The following is a 23,292-nucleotide window of genomic DNA, read 5'->3' as shown; positions in this document are numbered from 1 at the left end:
TCCTCTAATGCCTCAGTCCAGGGCTGCCAGAACCATGGCGTCGCCGTCGAGCCAAGCCTGCACCGCCCTGCCGCGCAGCTTCGGCTCCATGTCGTCCGCGGTCTTGTAGAGACCGTCGATGGCCAGCAGCTCGGCTTCGAGCTTGCGGCAGAAGATGCGGGCCCGGCCGTTGCCGGTCGATCCCGCGATCGCACGGCCGCGCAGCGTGCCGTACACGTGGATCGACCCACCGGCGATGATCTCCGCGCCCGAGGCGACCGACCCGACGACCGTCACGTCGCCCTCGGGGAAGATCACCGACTGGCCGGAGCGCACCGGCCGGTCCAGCAGCAGCGAGGCGGCTGGACGCGGCTCGGCCGATGCCACCGCGGCCTGGGCACCGTCGGGCACCTCGATCAGCCCGGCGGGGCGGCTGCCGGTCATCATCGGCGGCAGGCCCCAGGCCTCAGAGCCGAGCCAGGACGGGTCGGCGCCCTCGATCCCGATCAGGCGGATGTCGCGCTGCTGCAGGTCCTCGATCAGGGCCGAGAGGTCCTGCTTGCGCATCGGCAGGGCCGACAGGTCGACGACCACGGGTCGTCCCTGGAAGAAGGCCGGCGAGCGCTGGATCTGGGCGTCGAGCTCGGCCAGCCAATCGGTGATCGGCGGCTCCGGCGCCAGGACGAGCGCCATGAAGGAGCGACCACGGAAGCGGATGGCGGGGCGGGTGGTGCGGGCTGCTGTTGTCACGGTCAGGGGCGTAGCCGGGCGCGATCCGGCCGTCAACACAGGGGTTCTCGACCATTGAACCCGGTTCGATCCGGATATGCAACAGGTTGTGGTTCCCAGAGGCGCGGGCTGCCATCTGTTGTGTCCTGATGGATCCTGTCGCGGCCGGTTTGCGGAGCTTTCGCCGCCCGCACCGGCGGCCGGGCGGCGGACGCGCCGACGACCTACGGCTCCCGGGACAACGGCAAGCGAGACGGAGTGCGGGGCGACTCGGAGTCGGGAGGCGATATGTCGGCCGCAACCGCGGCGGCGACTCAGCCTGCGGAACTCGGATCGAATCGCCGCAGCGTCTCGGCAAGATGCGGCGGTGGTGGCGCCTCGGCGGCGACCGGCGGCTTCTTCGGGTAGAGTGGCACCGACACGGCGCGGGCGTGCAGGTGCAGCGGCGGCGCCTCCGGCCCGCGGCCGGCGGTGCCGTAGATCGCGTCGCCCAGGATCGGAAAGCCGGAGGCGGAGCAGTGCAGGCGCAGCTGATGGGTGCGCCCGGTCAGCGGCCGCAGCTCCAGCCAGGCCAGGCCCCCGGCGCGGCCCAGCACGCGGAACTCGCTTTGCGCCGGCTGGCCGGCGGGGTCGACCTTCATCCACCAGCCGCGCTGCGCCGACCGCTTGGCCAGCGGCAGGTCGATGCGGCCCTCATCCGCGGCGGGGCCGCCCTCGACCACCGCCCAGTAGGTCTTCGCCACCTTGCCGGAGGCGAACAGCTCGCCCAGAGTCGCGGTAGCCTTGCGGTGCCGGCCCAGCACCAGGCAGCCGCTGGTGTCCTTGTCCAGCCGATGGGCGAGGGCGGGCGGATGCGGCAGCCCGAAGCGCAGCGCGTCGAGATGGTGGTCCAGCACCGGGCCGCCCTTCGGCCCGGCATGCACGGGCAGGCCGGCCGGCTTGTCGAGGATCAGCATCAGCCCGTCCCGGTACAGCAGGCGGGCCAGGATCTCGTTATCTGTCGGCGCGGGGATCATTCCGGCGTCATCGCACCGGGGCGGCCGGAAGGCAACAGCGGCCGTGGGGGATCGTTCTCTCAGCAAACGAGCCCCTGCCGGGTGAGCGGCAGAGGCTCGCTTCGGATCACCGGTTAGCGGTGGCGGGGGCGGTACCAGTCATGGGCGACGCGGGCCTCGCAGCTGTTGCGCGCCTTGTGGGAATGGATATGGCCGCAGGCCGCCTGCTGCCGGTGCTGCAGCGTCTCGCGATGATGCCGGTGGCCGTCATAGGCCTGCGCCGAGGCGAAGGTCGCCGGCACGGCGACGATCACGGCGCTCGCGAGCAGGAGGGTGCGGGTGAACTTCGAAATCATTTGAGACCTTCGGACGAAGTCATGCCTGGATGGCATGAACACTTCACGGGGCGGATCCCGGCTTCCGTCGCGCCCGGTCACGCCCCATCGATGCTGCGCCACCCGTGCAGCAACCGGCGAACTTGTGCATCGAAGGCATAGTGGTTGCCGCCGTTGGTCGGCGGCTGGTCGGCATCGCGACCGATCGGGCGCCCCTGCAGGTAACAGAGATAGAGCGCCCCGACCCCGCCATGCGAGACGACGGCGACGTCGCCTTCGGCCGGCGCCCGGCGCAGTACCTCCTCCATCGCCGCGACGATGCGGCGCTGGGCGTCGATCGCCCGCTCCCAGCCGCGCACACTCTCCTGCGGCCGGGCGAAGAAGGCGTCGGCCATCGCCTCGAACTCGAGCTTCGGCAGATAACCCGTTGAGGAACGATCGTTTTCGCCGAGATCCTCAAGCTCGGTGACCGGCAGGTTCAGAGCCTCGGCGAGGATGGCGGCGCCGTCGACGGCCTTCCGCTCCGTGCTGCTGAACAGTGCCCGTACGCCCGCCATCCATGGCTGCCGGAGGGCCGCCCGCATCCGCTCGCGGCCGCGCGGCGACAGCGGCCACTCCGGCACCGGCACGGCCGGGTCGATCAGCACATCGGGATGGGTGATCAGGTAGACGTGCCGGGCCATGCGGTCCTCGTTCCGGAAGATGCGGCATCATCTCCGATTTGCCAGACCGGTGAAATTCCTGCATCGATCATGGTTCATCGGCGCGGTCGCATCGATCGGGAGGGGGAACGGATGGTCAAGCTGGGCAAGCTGGCGAAGCGGTACCGGATCGAGGATGGCGAGGGCTTCCGCCTGAAGGACTGGGATCCCGGCGACACCGCTTGGCTGGACGACAAGCTGGTGGCGGAGGAGGCGCTGGCCGACAGCGTCGCCCAGCTGGCCGAGATGCAGGACAAGCTCTACGCCCAGGACCACTGGTCGGTGCTGCTGATCTTCCAGGCGATGGATGCGGCCGGCAAGGACAGCACCATCAAGCACGTGATGTCCGGCATCAACCCGCAGGGCTGCCAGGTCACCGCCTTCAAGCAACCCTCGGCGGAGGAGCTGGACCACGACTTCATGTGGCGCACCACCCGCCACCTGCCGGAGCGCGGCCGGATCGGCATCTTCAACCGCTCCTACTACGAGGAGGTGCTGGTCGTCCGGGTCCATTCCGGCGTGCTGGGCAACCAGCGCATCCCGCCGAAGCTGGTCACCAAGAAGATCTGGAAGGAGCGGTACGAGGACATCGGTGCCTTCGAGCGCTATTTGGCCCGCAACGGCACGCTGGTCCTGAAGTTCTTCCTCAACGTCTCGCGCGAGGAACAGAAGAAGCGCTTCCTCGACCGGCTGAACGAGCCGGAGAAGCACTGGAAGTTCCAGCCTTCCGACGTGGCGGAGCGGCAGCTGTGGCCGGACTACATGAAGGCCTATGAGGAGATGATCCGGGCGACCTCCGCCCCGCATGCGCCCTGGCACGTCATCCCGGCCGACAACAAATGGTTCACCCGCCTGGCCGTCGCCGCCGCGATCGTCGACGCCATGGACGGGCTGGACCTGGCCTATCCGAAGGTCGAGCCGGGGATCAGCGAGAAGCTGCAGGCCGCCCGCGCGGCGCTGGAGAACGAATAGCCGATCGTGGCCGGTCCGCTGTCGATCGCCGTCTGCGGCGCCGGCCCGGCCGGGCTGGCCGCCGCCTGTTTCCTGCACGATGCCGGCCACCGGGTGCGGCTGCTGGAGCGCGTGCCGGCGCCGCGGCCGATCGGCGCCGGGCTGATGCTGCAGCCGGCGGGCCTGGCCGCGCTGGGCCGGATCGGCGCGCTCGATGCTGCCCTGGGCTATGGCCAGCGCATCGACGGGCTGTATGCTCGGTCGCAGCCCTCAGGCCGGGTGGTGTTCGACCTGCGCTACGCCGTGGTCGATCCGGCGCTGCACGGCCTGGCGATCCACCGCGCCGCGATCTTCGACGTGCTGTGGCAGGCGGCGGCGTCGCGGCACATCCTGGTCGAGACCGGAGTGGAGGTCACCACCCTGGCGGTCGATGCGGCGGGCCGGCCGGTCCCCGTCACCGCCGCCGGCCGCCGCCTGGAGCCGGTCGATCTGGTGGTCGACGCGACCGGCAGCGGCTCGGCGCTGCGCCCGCTCGCGCACGCTCCGGTCCGGCCGCGTCCCTACGCCTATGGCGCGGTCTGGGCCACGGTGCCGGCCGCGGGCCTGCGCCTGGACCGGCTGGAGCAGCGCTTCCGTTCGGCGCGGGAGATGCTGGGCCTGCTGCCGGTCGGGCGCATGCCGGGCGACGGCGTGCCGCGCGCCATCCTGTTCTGGAGCCTGCGGGTGGCGGACCACCCGGCGCTGATGGCGGCGGGGATCGCGGCATGGCGGCGCCGCGTCCTCGATCTGTGGCCGGAGATCGAGCCGACGATTGCCGGCATCACCGACACCGCGCAGCTGACGCTCGCCCGCTATGCCCAGGCGACGCTGCCCCATCCCTTCGGCGATCGCATCGCCTTCATCGGCGACGCCGCCCATTCGACCAGCCCGCAGCTCGGCGCCGGGGTGACCATGGCGATGCTGGACGGCGCCGCCCTGGCCGATGCGCTGGCGGCCGCGACGGACATTCCCGCTGCCCTGGCCGCCTATGCCGCGCGGCGCCGGCGGCACATCCGCTTCTACCAGCGCATGAGCGCGCTGCTGACACCGGCCTTCCAGTCCGACAGACGCTGGATCGGGGCCTTGCGCGACCGGACGTTCCACCCGTCGACACGGCTGCCCTGGCTGCGCCGCCGGATGGTCGAGACCTTCGCCGGCCTGGCCCTCGGCCCCTTCACCCGGACGGACCCCGAAATGCTGGCCGGGCTGCCCTTGTCGACAGCGGACAGCGCTTCAGGCGCGCTGAAAATCGCCCGTGAATAGAGATAGTTGCAGGTCGCTGTTGAGATTCCACGTCACAGTGGGCGCGGGCAGGGACGGGGGTGCTGCGCTCATGCGGCGCTTGGCTGCGGTCCTGGCGGTGATGGCTGCTGCCGGGCCGGTCCGCGCTGCCGACACAGTGGTGCTGGCAACGCCGGCCGGCGAGTTCCGGATCGACCCGGCCACCCTGGCGGTGTCGCTGCGCGGTCCCGATGGGGCCGGGACCGCGTTGGCCGCGCCCGCCTTCGCCCCCGGCGAGGTCAGCGACCGCAGCGGCGATCGCTGGCGCGTGGTCTCGGGCAGCGACGCCTTCACGGTCGAGGCCGGCGTGCGGGACGGGGCGCTGCGCCTGTCGATCCGGTCCGACCGGCCGGCGACGCTGGCCTGGCCGCGCGCTGCCGACCCGGCCGCGATCACCGCCTACGCCGTGCCCTTCGGCGAGGGCAGCTACATCCCGGCTGACGATCCTGCCTGGCTCGACTGGCTGACCCGGCGCTACGAGCCCGCCAGCATGACCGAGCAGCTGTCGATGCCCTTCTGGACCGAGCTGCGCGCCGGCCTGTCGGTCACCTGGTTGGTCGAGACCCCGTTCAACACCAGTTTCGCCGTGACTGTGGAGGCGGGCCGGCCACGCCCGGCGCTGGCGCATGACTTCACCCGCCTGGCGCCTGATGCGCCTTACGTCGTCCGCATCGTGCCGGGGCCGGCCGACCCGCTGACGGGGGCGAAGGCCTATCGCGCCTGGCTGCAGGCCGGCGGCGGCTTCGTCTCCCTCGCGGACAAGATCAAGGCGCTGCCGGATGTTGCCCGGCTCGGCGGCGCCTCTCACATCTATCTCTGGGGCAAGGGCCCGCTGAAGCCGGAAGACGTGCTGCGATGGCGCGCCTTCGTCCGGCTGGTCCAGCAGAAGAAGGACGATCCGGCCCACTTGGCCGGACGGCTGTGGCAGGCCTTCGACGCGGAAGGCCGCCGGGAGTTCGAGGCGGCGTTCAAGGATGCCGCCGGCACCGGCGGTTTCGTCTCGGCCTACAGCCGGACGGCGCTGACCCGCGTGGTCAACGACGCTCTGCGCCAGGCGGTGCCGATGGCGCCGGTCGATCCGCTGCCGGGCGGGCACGATCCGGCGGCGGAGGCCGCCTGGGCGGCCGGCCCGCTGCGGACCGCGCTGACCGGCGCCTTCGGCCCGATGCTGGCGCCGCCGGAGCGCTGGGGCGGCGGGCTGTCGCTCGACACTGTCGCCGCGTTGCGGAAGGCGGGCCTGACCCGCGCCTGGCTGGGCGTGGAGGACTGGCGCGACGCGCTGTGGCACCCGGAGGCTGTGGCCGCGGCCAAGGCCACCGGCTATCTGGTCGGCGCCTATGACAGCTATGGCAGCGCCCATCCGCCAGACCTGCCGCAGACCTGGCCGACGGCGCAGATGGGCGCCGATCTGGCCGCCGCCGGCTATGTCGACAAGGACGGCCGGACCGTCACCGGCTTCGCCGGCCGCGGCGTCTATGCCAGCGCGGTGGCGGCGGAGCCCTATGCGAAGCGGCGGATCGCGGCGGTGGCCAAGGCGGCGGGGCTGGACAGCCTGTTCCTCGATGTCGACGCCACAGGCCTGGTGTTCGACGACTATGCGCCGGGCCGCGAGACCAGCGAGGCGCAGGACGCGGACGCGAGGCGCCGCCGCCTGGCCACTGCGGCCTCCCTCGGCCTCGTCGTCGGCAGCGAGGGCGGCTCCGCCCTGTTCGCGCCGCAGATCGCCTTCGCCCACGGCATGACCACCCAGCCCTTCACCTGGATGGTGCCGGAGATGAAGGACAAGGCCTCGCCCTATTATCGCGGCAATTACTGGCCGCCGGACACCCCGTCGCTCTATTTCAGCCCGGTCCGGCTGAAGCCGGAGGTCGCGCGTGTGGTCGCCGATCCGCGCTTCCGCCTGCCGCTCTACGAGATCGCGCTGCACGACAGCGTCGTCACCACCCATCACTGGGAGTACGGCTCGCTGAAGTTCTCGGACCAGCGCGAGACCACGGCGCTGCTGCAGCTGCTCTATGCCGTGCCGCCGCTCTACCACCTGAACGCGGCGGTGCTGGACCGCGACCTGCCGGTGATCGCCGCCTATGACCGGGTGTTCCGGCCGCTACATAAGCAAGTATTCACCCAGCCGATGACCGATTTCGCCGTTCTGGCGCCGGACCGGCTGCTGCAGCGCTCGGCCTTCGGCGACGGCACCGCCGTCACGGTGAACTTCGACACCAGGCCGCGAACGCTGCCCGGCGGCGCGACCCTCCCGGCGCAGTCGGCCCGGATCGAAGCGCCGGGCGGGGCCGCGCAGACGGTCGAGGCCGATGCCTTCTTCAGTCGTCGCGGGAAATAGACGTATCCGCGAAATTCTGAGCGAATCCGCCTAGTCGGCGCCGCCGGCCCGGCCTAGGATCACCCCGCCCATCAAACAGGGGGTGCATCCAGTGAGAACAATGCTCCGCGGCGCCATAGCCGCGATCCTGATCGGTTGCGCGGCCTTGCCGGCCGGGGCGGAGACGCCGAAGGACACGCTGGTCCAGGCCTACCGCATCGACGACATCATCACGCTCGATCCCGCCGAGGTGTTCGAGTTCTCGACCACCGAGTACATCAACCAGGTCTATGACCGGTTGATCTACTACAACGCCCAGGACCCGGCGAACTTCCTGCCCGGCATCGCCGAGAGCTGGACCGTCGCCGATGACGGCAAGAGCTACACCTTCAAGATCCGGGATGGGGTCAAGTTCCACTCCGGCAACCCGCTGACGGCGGAGGATGCGGCCTATTCGATCCGCCGCGCCATCAAGCTGAACCTGTCGCCGGCCTTCATCGTCGGCCAGTTCGGCCTGACGGCGGAGAATGTCGACACCATGGTCACGGCGCCGGATGCGCGGACGTTGGTGTTCAAGACCGATAAGGCCTACGCGCCCAGCTTCGTCCTCAACTGCCTCAGTGCCACAGTGTCCTCGGTGGTCGACAGCAAGGTGGTGGAGGCGAACGCCAAGGACGGCGATTTCGGCCATGCATGGCTGAACACCCATTCCGCCGGCTCCGGCCCCTACGAACTCGGCGGCTGGAAGCCGAATGAGAGCCTGGTGATGAACCGGTTCGATGGTTACTGGCGGGGCAAGCCGGGCTTCAAGCGGATCTTCTTCCGCCATGTGCTGGACCCGACCTCCCAGCTGCTGCTGCTGCAGAAGGGCGATGTCGACATCGCCCGTGGCCTGACCGGCGAGCAGCTCGAATCGCTAAAGTCGAACCCGGACGTGACGGTGCAGGAAGTGCCACGCGGCACCCTCTGGTACCTGTCGATGAACACGCAGACCGAGCCGCTGAAGAAGGTCGAGGTGCGGCAGGCGCTGAAGAACCTGATCGACTATCAGGGCATGGCGGACAGCTTCATGAAGGGCCTCGCGGTCCCGCATGAGAACTTCCTGCCCAAGGGCTTCCTCGGCGCCCTCGACGACCTGCCGTTCAAGCTCGACGTCGACAAGGCCAAGCAGCTTCTGGCCCAGGGTGGCTATCCCAACGGCTTCCAGATCAGCATCGACGTGCCGAACGGGTCGCCCTATCTGGAGATGGCGCAGTCGCTGCAGGCGACCTTCGCCAAGGCGGGGGTGGAACTGCAGATCATCGCCTCGGACGACAAGCAGCAGACCAGCAAGGTCCGCAGCCGCAAGTATCAGACCGCGATCGGCCGCTGGGGCCCGGACTACCAGGACCCGCACACCAATGCCCAGAACTTCGGCATGAATCTCGACAACGGCGAGAACCCGCCGATGAAGACCACCGCCTGGCGGACGGCCTGGGACATCCCGGAGCTGACCAAGCAGACCGAGGCCGCGGTGCTGGAGACCGACACGGCCAAGCGCCAGGCGATGTATGCCGACCTGCAGCGCCAGATCCGCGACACCGGCCCCTACGCCTTCATGTTCCAGCAGGTGGAGGCGGTGGCTGCGCGGAAGAATGTCCAGGGCCTGGTCTGGGGCCCGGGCACGGAGAACGACTTCTTCTGGCAGGGGAAGAAGGAGTAGGTCGGCGGCGGGAGGTCGCTCAGGCGGCCTCCCGCGCCACCAGATGCCCGCCGCCGATATCGGCCAGGTCGACCAGGACCGGGCGGTAGTCGACCGGCCGCACCGGGCTCGGCACCTCGCCGGACAGGCGCTGGAAATGGTCGCGGCGGCGGCGCGGATCGGCGACCGGCACCGCCTGCATCAGCTTCTTCGTATAGGGGTGGCGCGGATCCTCGAAGATCTGGCGGCGGGTGCCGGTCTCGACGATCTGGCCGAGATACATCACCGCCACACGGTGGCTGATCTGCTCCACCACCGCCATGTCGTGCGAGATGAAGAGATAGGCGAGGCCGAGATCGGCCTGCAGCTCGTGCAGCAGGTCCAGCACCCGGGCCTGGACCGAGACGTCGAGGGCCGAGACGGATTCGTCGGCGATGATCGCCCTGGGCGACAGGCTCAGCGCCCTGGCGATGCAGATGCGCTGGCGCTGGCCGCCGGAGAATTCATGCGGGTGGCGGTGACGCAGCTCCGGCGCCAGCCCGACGCGGCGGAACAACCATTCGACCCTGTCGGCCAGCTCGCCGCCCTTGGCCAGCCCGTGGATCACAAGCGGCTCGGCCACCAGCTCGCCCACGGTCATGCGCGGATCGAGCGAGGCGTAGGGATCCTGGAACACCATCTGGATGTTCCGGCGCAGCGGTTTCAGCGCGGTGGGACCCAGCCCGGCGGCCTCGGCCCCGGCGATGCGGATCGAGCCGCGCCAGGGCACCAGCCCCATCAGCGCCTTGCCGGTGGTCGACTTGCCGCAGCCGCTCTCGCCGACCAGGGCCAGGGTCTCGCCCGGGTTCAGCGCGAAGGAAAGATTCTCGACCGCATGCACGCGCCTGACGGTGCGCTGCAGCAGCCCGCCGGCGATGTCGAAGCGGACGGTCAGGTCCTTCACGGCGACGACCGGCTCATTGGCCGCCGCCTGGGGCAGGGCAGGGGCATCGGCACGCAGCGGCGCGTCGCGGCCGGCCATCTGGCCCAGCTTCGGCACGGCGGCCAGCAGCGCCTTCGTGTACTCCTGGCGCGGTGCCTCGAACAGCGGCACCACCGGGCCGCTCTCGACCACCCGGCCCTGGTGCATCACCACCACCCGGTCGGCCATCTCGGCCGCCACGCCCATGTCGTGGGTGATCAGGATCAGCGCGGTGCCGAACTGGCGCCGCAGGTCGCGCATCAGCTCCAGGATCTGGGCCTGGATGGTGACGTCCAGCGCCGTGGTCGGCTCGTCGGCGATCAGCAGCTTGGGCCGGCAGGCCAACGCCATGGCGATCATCACCCGCTGCCGCATGCCGCCCGACAGCTCGTGCGGATGCTGCCGCAGCCGGCGCTCGGGCTCGGAGATGCGCACCGCCTCCAGCGCCTCCAGCGCCAGCTTGCGAGCCCCGGCGCCGTCGACCTTGCGATGGGCGCGGATCGCCTCGGCGATCTGCCGGCCGACCGACATCACCGGGTTCAGGCTGGTCATCGGCTCCTGGAAGATCATCGCGATCTCGCCGCCGCGCACCCGCCGCATCTGCCGCTCGGGCAGCGCCAGCAGGTCCCGGCCCTCCAGCAGCACGTGGCCGCCGGCGACCCGAGCCATGGGCTGCGGCAGCAGCCCCATGATCGACAGCGAGGTCATCGACTTGCCGCTGCCCGATTCCCCGGCGATGCAAAGGGTCTCGCCGGGGTTCAGGTCGAAGCTCAGATCCTCGACCACCAGCTTCGGCCCCGCCGGCGTCGCGACCTTCGTGCGCAGGCCGCGGACGCTCAACAGGGGCGTCGTCCCGCCGCTCATTCGAAGACGATGCGCGGGAAATAGAACGACACCACCCAGTTCGGCTGGTCGACGATCTCGCTGATGCGCAGGTCGCCGCAGACCGAGCACAGCATGTAGGCGTCGACCGCCGCCATGCCTCGGGTGCGGCACAAAAGCTCGACCATCTCGGCGACGGCGATGCGCGCCCCCTCCATCAGGTCGGGACCGACGCCGGTCGTCACCTCATAGCCCTTGGCGTCGAGATGGCGCGTCACCGGGCCCGGCGTGCTGAAGCGCGGCATCCGCAGATTGGCGCCCTTCACCAGGTCGAGCTTGAGCGTCACCTTCATCGGGCTCTCGATGGCGGTGCCGCAGACCTCGCCGTCGCCCTGGGCGGCATGGGTGTCGCCGATCGAGAACAGCGCCCCCGCCACCTCGACCGGCAGCCACAGCGTCGCCCCGGCCGCCAGGTCGCGGATGTCGAGATTGCCGCCGACCCGCCGCGGCGGCACCACCGAATGCAGCCCGGGCTCGGCCGGCGCCACCCCGATGGTCCCGGCGAAGGGCTTCAGCGGCACCTTCGCCAGGGTCGAGAACAGGGCCGGGGCCAGCGCGTCGGCCTCATAGCGCCAGACATGCAGCGCCGGGTCCTTGAACTGGTCCGCCAGCAGGCCGAAGCCGGGGATGTTGGCGGTCCAGCCGAAGCCCGAGGGCGCGTACTGGTCCAGCGTGATCTTCAGCGCGTCGCCTGGTTCGGCCCCATCGACCAGGATCGGCCCGGTGACCGGGTTGACCTTGCCGAAATCGAGCGTCGCCACATCCGCGACCGTGCTGGCGGGCGTCAGCTGCCCGGCCGAGCTGTCCAGGCAGTCGAACTCCAGCGTCGTCCCCGGCGCCACCGTGGCCACCGGCGGGAAGTCCCGGTTCCAGCCGAAATGGTGGTGCGCGCCGTGGATGGTGTGGTGATGGTGGTGGGGATTACTGGGCATCTTTGGCGTACACGTTGTCGTAGTTGACCGGGATGTGGACCGGGTCGACGAATAGGGCGTCGTCGCCGCCCATCCGTTCGGACCGGATGGTGTAGCGCTGCTCGTTAAACACCGGCGCCCAGGGCGCGTCCTTCATGACGTCGAGGAAGATGTCCCGCCACTTGGCCTCGCGCTCGGCGGTCTTGGCGGGGTCGGCGATCGCATCGGCCTCGGCCGCGCGCTTGTCCAGGTCCGCGTTGCAGTACCAGGACCAGTTCCAGCCGCCGGGCACGGCACCGCCGCAGCCCAGGATCGGGCCGTAGAAGTTGGACGGATCGGGGAAGTCGGCGATCCAGGCCATGCCGCCCGACCAGATCATGGTCGACTGCTTCTCGTCGCCGCCGGCGGCGATGACGTTGGCCTGGGCGAGGGCCTTGATCTCGGCCTTGATGCCGATCTGGGCCAGATCCTGCTGGATCGCCTGGGCGATGCGCGGCTGCGGGTCGGTGTTGGCGACGTAAAGGTCGGTGGTGAAGCCGCTGCCCTGGCCGGCCTCGGCCATCAGCTTCTTGGCGCCCTCGACATCATAGGCATAGCCCTTGTAGTCGGCGGCATAGCCCGGCATCGACGGCGGCAGCGGCTGGTTCGCGGGTTTGGCGCGGCCGTTGATGATGCGGATGATGCGATCCTTGTTGATCGCCATGTTGACCGCTTGGCGCACCCGCACGTCGTCGAAGGGCTTGGCCTTGACGTTCATGGTGATGTAGCCGGTGTGCAGCTGGCTGCCCTGGATGATCAGGCCCTTATAGGCCGGGTCCTGGGTGACCTCGAGGAACTTGGCCGGCGGGATGCCGTCGCCGGCGATGTCGACCTCGCCGCGCTGCAGCCGCAGCAGCGCCACCACCGGCTCCTGGCCCACCTCGAACACGATCTTGTCGAGATGCGGCAGCCCCTTGTGGAAGTAGTCGGGGTTGCGCTCGAACACGATGCGCTGGCCCAGCGTCCACTCGGTCATCCGGAAGGCGCCGGTGCCGACCGGGTGCTTGCCGAAATCGGCGCCGTACTTCTCCACCTCCTCCTTGGGCACCACATGCGAGAAGTTCAGCGCCATCTTGTGCAGGAAGGGCGCGTCCGGCCGGGTCAGGCGGAAGACGACGGTGTAGTCGTCCGGCGTCTCGATGCCGCTCAGCTCCTTGGCCTTACCCTTGGACACGTCCTCGAAGCCCTGGATCGAATCGAAGAAGCCGGCGCCGGGGCTCTGCGTCTCCGGCTGCACCACGCGGTCGAGCGAGTATTTGACGTCGGCGGCCTTCAGCTCGCGACCATTGTGGAACTTGACGCCCTGGCGCAGCTTGAAGGTGTAGGTCAACCCGTCCGGGGAAACCGTGAAGCTCTCGGCCAGGTCCGGCACCAGATCGGTGGTGCCCGGCTTGTAGTCCATCAGCCCGTCGAACAGGCTCTTGATCATCGACCAGTTCTGCCAGTCATAGCCGATGGCGGGGTCGAGGGTCGACACGTCGTCCTTGTAGGTGACGGTCATGGTGCCGCCCTGCTTGATGTCCTGGGCCATCGCGGGTGAGGCGAGCGCCAGGGTGAGGGCGGCGGCGCCGGCGAGCAGCAACGACTTCAGCATGAAACCTCCTGTCTTTGGTTCGGCGCGGTTATCCGTCACCGCAGCTTGATCCTCGGGTCGATGAAGGGGGCGATCAGGTCGGCCAGCAGGTTGCCCAGCACGATGGCGACGGCCGAGACCAGGGTCACCCCCATGATGATCGGGATGTCGATGCGCTGGATCGCCTGCCAGGTCAGCTGGCCGATGCCGGGCCAGCCGAACACGGATTCGACGACGACGATGCCGCTCATGAACAGGCCGATATCGATGCCGATCATGGCGATGATCGGCAGCAGGGCGTTGGGCAGCGCATGCGCCAGCACCACGCGCCAGGCGCCCAGCCCCTTGGCCCGGGCGGTGCGCATGTAGTCCTGGCGCAGCACGTCCAGCATCGCCGACCGCATCATCCGCGAATACCAGCCCGCGCCGAGCAGCCCGAGCGTGAGCGAGGGCAAAACAAGATGCGCGAAGGTGCCGTAGCCGCTCAGCGGGAACCAGGCCAGCTGCCAGCCGAAGACGTAGAGCAGCAGCATGCCGACCACGAATTGCGGCGCCGAGACGCCGATGAAGGAGGTCAGCATCAGCGCGTGGTCGGTCGCGCGGCCGCGCCGCAGCGCCGCGACCACGCCCATGGTCAGACCCAGCGCCAGCTCGCAGACGATGGCGCCGACCATCAGCAGCAGGCTGGCCGGCAGCCGGCTCAGGATCAGCGTCGCCACCTCGGTCCGCTGCAGGTAGGAGCGGCCGAGATCGCCCTGCAGCAATGCTGTGAGATAGCGCAGATACTGCTCGTGGAACGGCCGGTCGAGGCCGAGCTGGGCGCGGATATTGGCCACCACCTCCGGCGTCGCGCTGCGCCCTGCGATCTGCCGCGCCGGGTCGGCCGGCAGCAGGTACAGCAGCACGAAGGTGACCAGGCTGACCCCCAGCAGGATCAGCACGGCCTGGACCAGGCGGCGGAGCAGATAGGCGCCCATCAGTGCCGCCCCTTCTGCGTCGGGTCCAGGATGTCGCGCAGCGCGTCGCCGACCAGGTTGAAGGCCAGGGCCAGCAGGATGATGGCGGCGCCGGGGATGAACACCAGCCAGGGCGCGGTCGAGAAATAGGTCTGGTTCTCGAAGATGATGTTGCCCCAGCTCGGCGTCGGCGGCTGCACCCCGATGCCGAGGAAGGACAAGGTCGCCTCCAGCAGCACGGTGGTGGCGATGCCGAGCGTGCCCCAGACGATGGTGCTGGACAGGAGATGCGGCAGCACGTGGCGCAGCAGGATCCGGCCGCGGGAGGCGCCGAGGCCCCATTCCGCCTCGATGAAGTCGCGCTCCGCGATCGACCGGGTCTCGGTGTAGATGATGCGGGCGATCTGCACCCAGTTCACCATGGCGATGACCAGGGCCACGATCCACAGCGACGGCTTGAAGATCGCGGCCAGCACGATCGCCAGCAGCAGGGCGGGGAAGGCCATCATCAGGTCGGTGAAGCGCATCATCGCCGCCCCCAGCCAGCCGCCGACGAAACCGGCGACGACGCCGAAGAAGGTGCCGATCAGCACCGCCGCGCCATTGGCGACCACGCCGATGATCAGCGAGGTCTGGGCGCCGTAGACCAGGCGCGAGAACATGTCCCGGCCCAAGAGGTCGGTGCCCATCCAGAAGCGGCCGTCCGGGGGCAACGGGGCGCCCTCCAGCGTCAGCCCGTCGAACAGCTGCTCGTCGGGCGAGAAGGGCACGATCCAGGGGGCGAACAGGGCCGCGGCGACCACGACCAGGATCACGACCAGCCCGAACAGGGCCAGCTTACGGCGCAGGAGCTGCTTGAGGATCGCCACGGCTCAGCCTCCGCGCCGGCCGGCGGCCGGGTCGATCGGGCCGGCGGCAAGGTCGAGGCAATGCTCCTCGATGCTGCGGCGGCGCTGCATCGCGGCGCTGCGGATCTCGCGGAAGGCGTCGGCTTCGCTCAGCCCCCGCTGCGCCATCAGCGTCAGGATGGCGCGCACCACCACCGGCCGAAGGCGCAGTCTCGTCTCCAGATCGGCGATCCGGGCCTCGCGGTCGCGGCGCTCGGCGAAGCCGTGCTCGGCGATCACCAGGGCGCTGAACACGCCGCCGGAGGCGACCGGCTTCAGCAGGTGGCCGGTGGCGCCCTGGGCCAGCACCCAGTCCAGCCGGCCCGGCGCCTCCGACCCGATCAGGGCGACCAGCGGCATCGGCGGCGCGCCGGCGGCCCAGGGGAACTGGCCGTCATGGGCGGTGTCGGCGTCGAACAGCACGAAATCGGCGGTGAGATCCGCCTCGGCCAGCGCGGGCCAGGCGGCGCGGGCGGCGATGCCCAGCCGCTCGAGCTGGCGCAGCACCGCGTCGGCGGCGGGGTGGGGCCGGTGCAGCACCACGGCGCTGCGGCCGCGGAAGTTGGGGGTGGAGACGCGGCGCATGCTCACTTCACCCGCTTCAGCCGCGGGGCGGCGCCGGGCTTGAGCACGCGCCTGGCCAGGGCGGCGGCGTCGAATTCGACAAGGTACGGGTCCGGTGCCACCGGCGCGGCGGCACGGTCCAGGATCTCGAAGCCGCCATCGGCGCCGATCCGGCCCAGGCACGGCGTCAGCGCCGCATGGTTGGTGCGCGGGTCGATGTCCAGCGGCCCCAGCGGCGTGGCGAAGAGGCGGGAATGCAGCACCGGCCGCAGCGCCTCCGGCGCATCGGTGCCGGCCTCGCGGATCGCCTCCGCCAGCATCCGCACCGCGGCATAGCCGCCGGCGAGGAAGGCCGAGCTGCGCCGACCGGCGCCGAAGCGCTCGTGCACCCGGCCGCGGAAGGCGCGGTTCTCGGCGGTGTCGACGCCCTCGAAATAGATCGCGCTGCTGAGATGGCCGGCGCCGGCCGGGCCGATCAGCCCCAACTCGCATTCGGTCAGGTTGCAGCTGACGATCGGGCAGCGGTCCGGCCCGAAGGCGGGGTCGCTGTCGGCCAGCGCCCGATAGGCCCGGAAGAAGGCGTAGCTGGACGGGCCGATCAGGTTGTTCAGGATGAAGTCGGGCCGCTTCTCCCGCACCTCCTGGACCAACCGGCCGACATCTTCGCTGCCGATCGGCAGGTAGCGCTCGGCCAGGACCTCGCCGCCGCAGGCGCCGATCAGCTCGCGCGCCACGCGGTTCACCTCCCAGCCCCAGATGTAGTTCGAGCCCAGCAGGACGGCGCGGGTGCCCCAGCGCGGCAGCACATGCTGGAACAGCGGCACGATGTGCTGGTTCGGGGCGGCGCCGGTGTAGATCACGGCCTCGCTGCTCTCGAAACCCTCATAGGGGCAGATGTACCACAGCAGCGCGTCGTGCTTCTCGATGGTCGGCAGCACCTCCTTGCGCGACAGCGAGGTGATGGTGCCGACGATCTGGCGGCAGCCGCCCTCGCGGATCGCCGCCTCGCACAGGGCGTGGTAACGGTCGATCACGCCTTCGGGATTGGCCGCGACGGGGGAGAGGCTGAAGCCGAATCCCGTATCGGCATTGACCTCCTCCAGCGCCATCAGCGCGCCGTCCAGCGCCTCGCGCCCGATGGCGCCATAGGGCCCGGTGGTCGAATAGAGAAGACCGATCGCGTAGCTCGCCCGCACGTCCTGCCCCACTGAACGCAAACAAAGCCCCCTGAACGCACAAAACCCCATCGCCTGCCGTCGCCGGCTTGCGGATGGGGCTTCATTGCCGCTCTTGCCCCGCGGGCAAGAAGATATCGTGTTGTTCCTCTCAGGATACGGGCCGGCCGGTCCCTGTCAATCGCGATGCAACATTGCGTCTACGCCGGCCTGACCACGGCGTCATCGCGAGGAGCGAAGCGACGTGGCGATCCACGGGGCGGTGCCGCTGATGGCCACGCCCCTGCGGGGCTCGCCATGACGATAGACAGATTGGCTCTGGTGTCTTCTCGATATCGGGATATGATCCCGGATATGAGAGATTCGACTCCATCGCAGCTCCTCTCCGGCCTCGGGCACAATGGCGGCCCGCCGCTGGAGGAGGAGCATCCGGATTCCGCGACGTCCTGGCGGCATTTCTGCTGGAAGAAGGCGCATGCCGCCGCCTGGAAGACGCCGCCGCGCGAGATTGCCCTGCGCCGGCTGGCGCGGGCCGAGGAGCTGGGCATGAGCTATCGCGACTACACGCTCGCGATCATGGAAGGGAAGTACCTCTAGCCGATCGCCATCAGCAGGACGTAGCAGAGGATGACCACGGCGAGGCACCGGAAGGCCCAGGCGACATAGCGGTACTTGGCCTGGCAGATCGCTGCCAGATTGCGGGCGTTGGCGGTGTATTCCGCGGCGATGAAGCCGGGCTCCGTGCGGCGGGCGGCGTGTTCCAGCCGCTCGCCGGCCTGCGGCCAAGCCGCCCAGTACAGGCAGGCGCCGCCGTTGCGCTTGCGCGGCAGCAGCACCAGCGCCACGCAGACCAGCCCGGCCGACAGGGCCGCCACAAGCGCCAGGCACAGCACCCATTTCGCCGAAGGGAAGGGAACGCTGCGGGTCCAGGTGAAGACCGACCGCATTTCTGGCGACCAGGCCACCAGCGCGATCAGGAACGTGAAGATATAGGCCGCCTTCTGGTCGGCGATCTTGATCTGCTCGTGAAAGGTCTGATTGATGGATTTGAGGTAATCGATGTGGTCGGAGGCGTTCATCTCGGCCCGGACAATGCCTTGTCTTGAAATGTGACATCTGGATACCGGCCGTGCCGGGAAACCGCAAGCCGGCGGTTCAGCCCGGGGTGCCCGGCCCGTCGGTCACGACCTTCAGCCGGACCAGATCATCATGGTCGAGCAGCCGGATCTCCGGCCCGGCGAAGCTGCGGGTGATGAAGTCGGGGTCGACCCCCATCTGCGCGACATAGGCGGCGATGAGATAGCCCGACAGCCGCATCGCCTGCCGGATCTCCTCAGCATCGACCGCCCGGCCGACCCGGGCCTGGTCGACTGCCGGGCGGTGGATGCCGAAGTCGCCGCCGTCGACACGGCGCCGGACGCCGCCGAGAAAGGCCAGGGTGCAAGCGGAGAAGCAGTTGGAGAACTGGGTCTCGTCGCGGCCGTCGATGTGACGGATCTTGACCCGCCCGACCACGGTGTCGAAGCCGGCCTCGCGGATCATCTGGCCCAGCCGCGTGCCGTAGACGATCAGCCCGCCATGGGAGTTGAGCCGGACCAGCCGCGGCGGATCTGGGGTCCGCGCCAGGAAGGCCTCGAACCGTTCCGGGGTGCTGCGGTCGATCTCGCCTTCGGCCAGGATCCAGAAGCAGGTGGCGCAGTCCCGCGCCGGACCCTGGAGCTTGAAGGTCATCGACGCCGCCGCCGCGGGCTGGGCCACCGCCCAGAACAGCCCGGCCAGCAGCAGCGACAGGCAGGCGGGGCGGAGGCGGGCTCGGTTCGGCATCGTCGGCAGTGGCGAGAGATACCCGAAGCTTAGGCGGAAACGGGACGCGGCGGAATGGCCGGCATCCGCTCAGGTCAGCGGCGGCGCGACGAAGCGCTGGTAGCCCTCGCGCTCCGCCAGCCGCGCGTGCCAGCGCTCCAGCTGCGGCAGCTCCGGCTTGGCGAAGCCCTCGATGCCGAACCAGCGGCGGGCATAGGCGCCCAGCACGATGTCGGCCAGGGTGAAGACCTCGCCCTCCAGGAAGCGCCGCCCGGCCAGGTGGCGGTCGACGATGCCCCACAGCGCCGCCACGGCGTCGGCCGCTTCCTGGATCGCGGCCATGTCCCGCTCCGCCGGCGGGGTGCGGACCAGGCCCCAGAACACCGGCCGCTCGGCTGGCTGCAGGGTCGACAGGGTCCAGTCCAGCCAGCGGTCGACCCCGCCGCGGATCCTCGGGTCGGGCGGGTAGAGGGTTCCGCCCTCGCCATATTGCTGGGCCAGGTAGCGGATGATGGCGTTGGACTCCCACAGCACGTAGTCGCCGTCCATCAGCAGCGGCACCTTGCCGTTCGGGTTCTTCGCCAGGTAGTCGGGCTCGGTGTTCACGCCGAACTGCATGCCGGCGTCGATCCGCTCATAGGGCAGGTCGAGCTCCTGGCAGCACCAGAGCACCTTCTGCACATTGACCGAATTGACCCGGCCCCAGAGGCGAAGCTGCGGAGTGGGAGAGGGCATGGCGGGACTCCTCAGACAGGGGCGCGGCGGAGATGGCGGCCGACCACCAGGGCGATCGCCGCGGCGGCGGCCAGGCTGGCGGCCAGCAGGGCCATGCCGGCGGTGAAGCTGCCGGTCGACTCTTTGATCCAGCCGACCGCATAGGGCCCGACGAAGCCGCCGAGATTGCCGATCGAGTTGATCAGGGCGATGCCGCCGGCCGCGGCGGTGCCACCCAGGAACACCGGCGGCACCGTCCAGAACGGCCCGAGCGTGGCGTAGATGCCGATCGCAGCAACGCCGAGGAAGACCAGCTGCAGGATGGTCGAGGACACGGCGATGCTGCCGGCGAAGCCGATGGCGCTGACCAAAGCGGGCAGGGCGACATGCAGCACGCGCTCGCCGGTGCGGTCGCTGTGCCGGCCCCAGACCAGCATGGCGCCGGCGCTGACCAGATAGGGCAGGGCGATGATCCAGCCGGTCTGCAGCGTGGTGAAGCCCATGCCCTTGACGATCTGCGGCAGCCACAGGCCGATGCCGTAAAGGCCGATGACGATGCCGAAATAGACCAGGCCCAGCAGGATGACGCGAACATCCCCGAGCGCCGGCCACAGCGCGTGCAGCGGCGGATGCGAAGCGGCGGCGCGGTCGCGCTCGAGGTCGGCGGCGATGGCGGCGCGTTCCCGCTCGCTCAGCCAGGGCGCCTTGGCCGGCCCGTCCGGCAGCCAGGCCAGCACCAGCAGGCCCAGCACGCAGGCCGGCAGCCCCTCGATGATGAACAGCCACTGCCAGCCCTTCAGCCCGAACCAGAGATGGGTGCTGTCGAGGATCAGGCCGGAGACCGGGGCGCCGACCGCGCTGGCCAGCGGCACCGCGGCCATGAACAGGGCGACGAAGCGGGCCCGCCGCGCCGCCGGAAACCAGTAGGTCAGGTACAGGATCATGCCGGGCAGGAACCCGGCCTCGGCCGCGCCCAGCAGGAAGCGCAGGATGGTGTAGCCCCAGATCCCCTGGACGAAGGCCATGGCGGCCGAGATCAGCCCCCAGGTCACCATGATCCGGCAGATCCACAGCCGGGCGCCGACCTTCTCCAGGATCACGTTGCTCGGCACCTCGAACAGGAAGTAGCCGAAGAAGAAGATCCCGGCGCCCCAGCCGAAGACATAGGGCGTGATGCCCAGATCGGCATTCATGGTCAGGGCGGCGAAGCCGACATTCACCCGGTCGAGGAAGCTGACCAGGTACAGGAGGATCATGAAGGGGATCAGGCGCAGGCTGACCTTGCGGTACAGCGCCTCGCGATCGGCTTCCGGCACTTCGATCCTCCCCCTTCGACGCCTGGTTTCGGCGACTCGTCGCCGAGCGTAGGAACGGATCACCGATCGCGGAAGCCAAATCCCGTGATCCTGCCTATAAGGGAGCGTGATCGGACGGCCGGCGGCCGAATCCGGCGGAACGGGAGGCGATGATGGCGGAGCTGCACTGGTCGGCGGCGGCGGAGGCGGCGGCCGGAATCGCCGCGGCCTGGGGGCCGGGCGAGCCCGGCGGCGGAGTCGCGGTGTTCGACGCGCGCGAGATCCGGGCCGAGGCCTGCGGCGGCGTCGACAGCCTGGCCGGCGGCAACGCCTTCTCCGGCGACACGGTGGTGCGCTACGCCTCGGTCACCAAGCATGTCTTCGCGGCGCTGGCGCTCGCCCATGGCGGGATCGGCCTCGATGACCGGCTCGGCCACCTGCTGCCCTCCCTGCGCGGCGACCTGGCGGCGGTCACCGCCGGCCGGGCGCTGGACATGACCGGCGGCCTGCCGGACCTGGGCGAGACCCTGTCGCTGCTCGGCGTGCCGCAGGGCGCGGCGGTGAGCCGGGAGGAGAGCCTGGAGGTCCTGTACCGCCTCACGGACCTCAACTTCCCGTCGGGGCACGAGATCTCCTATTCCAACACCGGCTACCGGCTGCTCGACGCGGCGCTGCTGCGGCGCGGCGCCGCCTTCGCCGACCTGGTGCGCGACCGCATCGCCGGGCCGCTGGGCATCGGCTTCCGGGTGCCGGAGACCTGGGTCGACCCGATCCGCGGCCTCGCCCCCGGCTACTGGAAGGACGGCACCGGCGCCTGGCAGCTCGCCACCTCCGGCCGCCACCTCTCGGCCTCGGGCTGCCTCACCGGCAGCCTGCACGACCTGGTGCGCTGGCAGCAGGCGGTGCTGGCCGATCGCGGGCCGGGGCAGGGCGTGCTGGCCCGGCTCGGCGCGCCCCGTCCTCTCGCCGACGGACGGCCGACCGGCTACGGCCTCGGCCTCGCCTGGACCCGGCTCGGCGCGCGCCGGCTGGTCGGGCATGGCGGCTCGCTGCTCGGCTACAAGACCCACTTCCTGCTGGACCCGGAGCAGGGCGTCGGCGCCGCCGTGGTCTCGAACCGCGAGGACACAGTCTCGCACGGCACGGCGCTGAAGCTGATGGCGGCGCTGCTGGGCGAGGACCTGCCGCAGCGCGGCACGCCGATCCCGGACGGGCTGTATGTGGTCGAGCAGGGGCCGGAATGGCTCGAGCTGAAGGACGGCGTCGCCAGCTTCCTCGGCTCCGGCGAGACCCTCTATCCCGGCGAGGACGGCTGGTCGGTCTCGCTCTCGGCCCATTTCCCGATGCGGCTGCGCTGGACGGGGGAGGCGGTGGAGGGCGAGATCGGCCATGCCGCGCGCCGCTTCCGCCCGATCGCGCCGGACGACGTGCTGGACCGGGTGCAGGGCGAATGGCGCTGCCCCGACTTCCATGCCGGCTTCACCATCGCCGGCGAGCGGCTGCAACTGGGCGCCGGCCCGGTCCGGATCTCGGCGCCGCTGCTGCCGCTCGGCGGCGGCCGGCTGCTGGCCGAGGGGAAGGAGGGCGCCTGGCCGCTGCGCATCGGCCTGGCCGTCGACGGCGACACCATGCGGATGGCGCTGAACCGCAGCCGAGTGCTGCGCTTCCGGCGCGGATAGGGAGGGGCGGAACGGCGGGACGCCGCGCCCCGTTGCCTCGGCGGAGGGGGCTGCCGAGGAGACGATGCGATGTCGCAGGCCCGTGAATGGACTCTCACCGCGCTGTTCGATGCCCGGAAGGATGCGGAGGATGCGGTCGAGCGGCTGATCGCCAGCCGCATCCCGAAGGACCGGATCCGCCTGGTGCCGGGCAACGAGATCGACCCGAAGGACGAACCGGAGGCCTGGCGCGAGGAGGCGCCCACGCCGCAGCAGCGGATGGGGATCCTCGAATCCCTGCGCGGCCTGTTCTTCCCGGACGATGAGCGCCTGACCTATGGCGAGCACCTCCGCCGCGGCTGCTACCTGGTCTCGGTCCAGGTCACGGATGCGGAGCATGACGGCGCGCTCGACATCCTGGACGACGAGGGCACGGTCGACATGGATGCGCGCGAGGACCGCTGGCGCGCCGGCGGCTGGACCGGCCCGGCGGTTCCGCTGACCGCGGCCAATGAGGACGACACGATCTGGCGCCGCGACGCGGAGCGCAGCCGGCCGCGAGTCCGCTCCTATGTCGGCGCCGTCGCCGGGGCGAACACCGCCAGCTGACCTCTTCCCGCGCCTCCGGGATCGGGCCATCATCCCCCGGTCGGGGCCCGGAAGGGGCGGCCGCCGGCGGAGGAACCCGGAGGACATCCGATGCAACCGATCATCGCCGTCATCGCCGCCGGGGCGATGGGCAGCGGCGTCGCCCGGCGCCTGGCCGACCATGGCGCCGTCGTCCCGACCCTGCTGGACGGCCGTAGTGCCGCCACCGTCGCCCGGGCCAAGGCCGCCGGCATGCAGGCCGCCGACGAGGCCGC

Annotated in this window: 22 protein-coding genes; 7 read left to right on the top strand and 15 right to left on the bottom strand. The window is 70.3% G+C overall.

Annotated features, from left to right (window positions below):
* Positions 1-12: 12 nt before the first annotated feature.
* The 4 genes from minC to ABDW35_RS04915 all read right to left on the bottom strand — a co-directional run bounded on the left by minC (position 13) and on the right by ABDW35_RS04915 (position 2,721).
* The gene (gene minC / locus ABDW35_RS04930; RefSeq protein ID WP_343712738.1) at positions 13-729 is read right to left on the bottom strand and encodes a septum site-determining protein MinC; all 717 of its coding nucleotides are present in this window, start codon (positions 727-729) and stop codon (positions 13-15) included.
* A gap of 293 nt (positions 730-1,022) precedes the next feature.
* Entirely contained in the window at positions 1,023-1,724 is a 702-nt protein-coding gene (locus tag ABDW35_RS04925; protein ID WP_343712737.1) for an RNA pseudouridine synthase, read from the bottom strand.
* A gap of 113 nt (positions 1,725-1,837) precedes the next feature.
* Entirely contained in the window at positions 1,838-2,059 is a 222-nt protein-coding gene (locus ABDW35_RS04920) for a hypothetical protein (protein ID WP_343712736.1), read from the bottom strand.
* A 77-nt stretch (positions 2,060-2,136) separates the two neighbouring features.
* Positions 2,137-2,721: a histidine phosphatase family protein gene (locus ABDW35_RS04915; RefSeq protein ID WP_343712735.1), complete on the bottom strand. Its 585-nt coding sequence runs from the start codon at positions 2,719-2,721 to the stop codon at positions 2,137-2,139.
* Positions 2,722-2,832: 111 nt separating this feature from the next.
* On the opposite strand from ABDW35_RS04915, the gene ABDW35_RS04910 reads away from it, so the two are divergent.
* From ABDW35_RS04910 to ABDW35_RS04895, 4 genes are all read left to right on the top strand, one after another.
* Complete coding sequence (locus tag ABDW35_RS04910; RefSeq protein WP_343712734.1) at positions 2,833-3,711, top strand: polyphosphate kinase 2 family protein; 879 nt, start codon at positions 2,833-2,835, stop codon at positions 3,709-3,711.
* Between the two features lie 6 nt (positions 3,712-3,717).
* Positions 3,718-4,992 carry an NAD(P)/FAD-dependent oxidoreductase gene (locus ABDW35_RS04905; protein WP_343712733.1) on the top strand — a complete coding sequence of 425 codons (1,275 nt, stop codon included), beginning with the start codon at positions 3,718-3,720 and terminating at the stop codon, positions 4,990-4,992.
* 70 nt (positions 4,993-5,062) lie between these two features.
* Positions 5,063-7,351, top strand: coding sequence for a glycoside hydrolase (locus ABDW35_RS04900; protein WP_343712732.1), 2,289 nt, complete (start codon positions 5,063-5,065; stop codon positions 7,349-7,351).
* Between the two features lie 100 nt (positions 7,352-7,451).
* Positions 7,452-9,032: an ABC transporter substrate-binding protein gene (locus ABDW35_RS04895; protein ID WP_343712747.1), complete on the top strand. Its 1,581-nt coding sequence runs from the start codon at positions 7,452-7,454 to the stop codon at positions 9,030-9,032.
* A 19-nt stretch (positions 9,033-9,051) separates the two neighbouring features.
* On the opposite strand, the gene ABDW35_RS04890 is transcribed toward ABDW35_RS04895, so the two are convergent.
* Genes ABDW35_RS04890 through ABDW35_RS04860 form a run of 7 tightly spaced genes read right to left on the bottom strand, consistent with a single transcriptional unit; the run spans position 9,052 to position 16,980 of the window.
* Positions 9,052-10,812, bottom strand: a complete 1,761-nt coding sequence (locus ABDW35_RS04890; protein WP_343712731.1) for an ABC transporter ATP-binding protein — start codon at positions 10,810-10,812, stop codon at positions 9,052-9,054.
* Positions 10,813-10,832: 20 nt separating this feature from the next.
* Entirely contained in the window at positions 10,833-11,786 is a 954-nt protein-coding gene (locus tag ABDW35_RS04885; RefSeq protein WP_343712730.1) for an acetamidase/formamidase family protein, read from the bottom strand.
* Complete coding sequence (locus ABDW35_RS04880; RefSeq protein WP_343712729.1) at positions 11,776-13,398, bottom strand: ABC transporter substrate-binding protein; 1,623 nt, start codon at positions 13,396-13,398, stop codon at positions 11,776-11,778. Before ABDW35_RS04880 ends, ABDW35_RS04885 begins: the two co-directional genes overlap by 11 nt.
* A gap of 35 nt (positions 13,399-13,433) precedes the next feature.
* On the bottom strand, positions 13,434-14,354 hold the full coding sequence (locus ABDW35_RS04875) for an ABC transporter permease (protein WP_343712728.1): 921 nt from the start codon (positions 14,352-14,354) through the stop codon (positions 13,434-13,436).
* On the bottom strand, positions 14,354-15,202 hold the full coding sequence (locus ABDW35_RS04870) for an ABC transporter permease (protein ID WP_343712727.1): 849 nt from the start codon (positions 15,200-15,202) through the stop codon (positions 14,354-14,356). Before ABDW35_RS04870 ends, ABDW35_RS04875 begins: the two co-directional genes overlap by 1 nt.
* Positions 15,203-15,205: 3 nt before the next feature.
* On the bottom strand, positions 15,206-15,805 hold the full coding sequence (locus ABDW35_RS04865; protein ID WP_343712746.1) for an ANTAR domain-containing protein: 600 nt from the start codon (positions 15,803-15,805) through the stop codon (positions 15,206-15,208).
* A gap of 2 nt (positions 15,806-15,807) precedes the next feature.
* Entirely contained in the window at positions 15,808-16,980 is a 1,173-nt protein-coding gene (locus ABDW35_RS04860) for a transporter substrate-binding domain-containing protein (RefSeq protein ID WP_343712726.1), read from the bottom strand.
* A gap of 333 nt (positions 16,981-17,313) precedes the next feature.
* Here ABDW35_RS04860 and ABDW35_RS04855 point away from each other — a divergent pair, with 333 nt between their 5' ends.
* A complete protein-coding gene (locus ABDW35_RS04855; RefSeq protein WP_343712725.1) occupies positions 17,314-17,556 on the top strand; it encodes a hypothetical protein in 243 nt (80 codons plus the stop codon).
* On the opposite strand, the gene ABDW35_RS04850 is transcribed toward ABDW35_RS04855, so the two are convergent.
* From ABDW35_RS04850 to ABDW35_RS04835, 4 genes are all read right to left on the bottom strand, one after another.
* Positions 17,553-18,038 (bottom strand): Pycsar system effector family protein, encoded by a 486-nt coding sequence (locus ABDW35_RS04850; RefSeq protein ID WP_343712724.1) that lies wholly within the window; start codon positions 18,036-18,038, stop codon positions 17,553-17,555. The genes ABDW35_RS04855 and ABDW35_RS04850 overlap by 4 nt on opposite strands.
* A 76-nt stretch (positions 18,039-18,114) precedes the next feature.
* Positions 18,115-18,783, bottom strand: coding sequence for a hypothetical protein (locus ABDW35_RS04845; protein ID WP_343712723.1), 669 nt, complete (start codon positions 18,781-18,783; stop codon positions 18,115-18,117).
* A 69-nt stretch (positions 18,784-18,852) separates the two neighbouring features.
* Positions 18,853-19,497 (bottom strand): glutathione S-transferase family protein, encoded by a 645-nt coding sequence (locus ABDW35_RS04840; protein ID WP_343712722.1) that lies wholly within the window; start codon positions 19,495-19,497, stop codon positions 18,853-18,855.
* Between the two features lie 11 nt (positions 19,498-19,508).
* Positions 19,509-20,792, bottom strand: a complete 1,284-nt coding sequence (locus ABDW35_RS04835) for an MFS transporter (RefSeq protein ID WP_343712721.1) — start codon at positions 20,790-20,792, stop codon at positions 19,509-19,511.
* Positions 20,793-20,944: 152 nt separating this feature from the next.
* On the opposite strand from ABDW35_RS04835, the gene ABDW35_RS04830 reads away from it, so the two are divergent.
* Positions 20,945-22,450: a serine hydrolase domain-containing protein gene (locus ABDW35_RS04830; RefSeq protein ID WP_343712720.1), complete on the top strand. Its 1,506-nt coding sequence runs from the start codon at positions 20,945-20,947 to the stop codon at positions 22,448-22,450.
* Between the two features lie 69 nt (positions 22,451-22,519).
* Entirely contained in the window at positions 22,520-23,038 is a 519-nt protein-coding gene (locus ABDW35_RS04825; protein ID WP_343712719.1) for a hypothetical protein, read from the top strand.
* The last annotated feature ends 254 nt before the right edge of the window (positions 23,039-23,292 follow it).

This window comes from Inquilinus sp., assembly GCF_039594555.1.
GTDB lineage: Bacteria > Pseudomonadota > Alphaproteobacteria > DSM-16000 > Inquilinaceae > Inquilinus.
This window is presented reverse-complemented; position numbering and strand designations above follow the sequence as displayed.

Coding starts and splice junctions, on each gene's coding strand:
- ABDW35_RS04910 (WP_343712734.1), top strand. CDS start 2,833: ATGGTCAAGCTGGGCAAGCTGGCGAAGCGGTACCGGATCGAGGATGGC.
- ABDW35_RS04925 (WP_343712737.1), bottom strand. CDS start 1,724: ATGATCCCCGCGCCGACAGATAACGAGATCCTGGCCCGCCTGCTGTAC.
- ABDW35_RS04880 (WP_343712729.1), bottom strand. CDS start 13,398: ATGCTGAAGTCGTTGCTGCTCGCCGGCGCCGCCGCCCTCACCCTGGCG.
- ABDW35_RS04895 (WP_343712747.1), top strand. CDS start 7,452: ATGCTCCGCGGCGCCATAGCCGCGATCCTGATCGGTTGCGCGGCCTTG.
- ABDW35_RS04875 (WP_343712728.1), bottom strand. CDS start 14,354: ATGGGCGCCTATCTGCTCCGCCGCCTGGTCCAGGCCGTGCTGATCCTG.
- ABDW35_RS04920 (WP_343712736.1), bottom strand. CDS start 2,059: ATGATTTCGAAGTTCACCCGCACCCTCCTGCTCGCGAGCGCCGTGATC.
- ABDW35_RS04830 (WP_343712720.1), top strand. CDS start 20,945: ATGGCGGAGCTGCACTGGTCGGCGGCGGCGGAGGCGGCGGCCGGAATC.
- ABDW35_RS04840 (WP_343712722.1), bottom strand. CDS start 19,497: ATGCCCTCTCCCACTCCGCAGCTTCGCCTCTGGGGCCGGGTCAATTCG.
- ABDW35_RS04845 (WP_343712723.1), bottom strand. CDS start 18,783: ATGCCGAACCGAGCCCGCCTCCGCCCCGCCTGCCTGTCGCTGCTGCTG.
- ABDW35_RS04855 (WP_343712725.1), top strand. CDS start 17,314: ATGAGAGATTCGACTCCATCGCAGCTCCTCTCCGGCCTCGGGCACAAT.
- ABDW35_RS04885 (WP_343712730.1), bottom strand. CDS start 11,786: ATGCCCAGTAATCCCCACCACCATCACCACACCATCCACGGCGCGCAC.
- ABDW35_RS04915 (WP_343712735.1), bottom strand. CDS start 2,721: ATGGCCCGGCACGTCTACCTGATCACCCATCCCGATGTGCTGATCGAC.
- ABDW35_RS04850 (WP_343712724.1), bottom strand. CDS start 18,038: ATGAACGCCTCCGACCACATCGATTACCTCAAATCCATCAATCAGACC.
- ABDW35_RS04900 (WP_343712732.1), top strand. CDS start 5,063: ATGCGGCGCTTGGCTGCGGTCCTGGCGGTGATGGCTGCTGCCGGGCCG.
- ABDW35_RS04825 (WP_343712719.1), top strand. CDS start 22,520: ATGTCGCAGGCCCGTGAATGGACTCTCACCGCGCTGTTCGATGCCCGG.
- ABDW35_RS04865 (WP_343712746.1), bottom strand. CDS start 15,805: ATGCGCCGCGTCTCCACCCCCAACTTCCGCGGCCGCAGCGCCGTGGTG.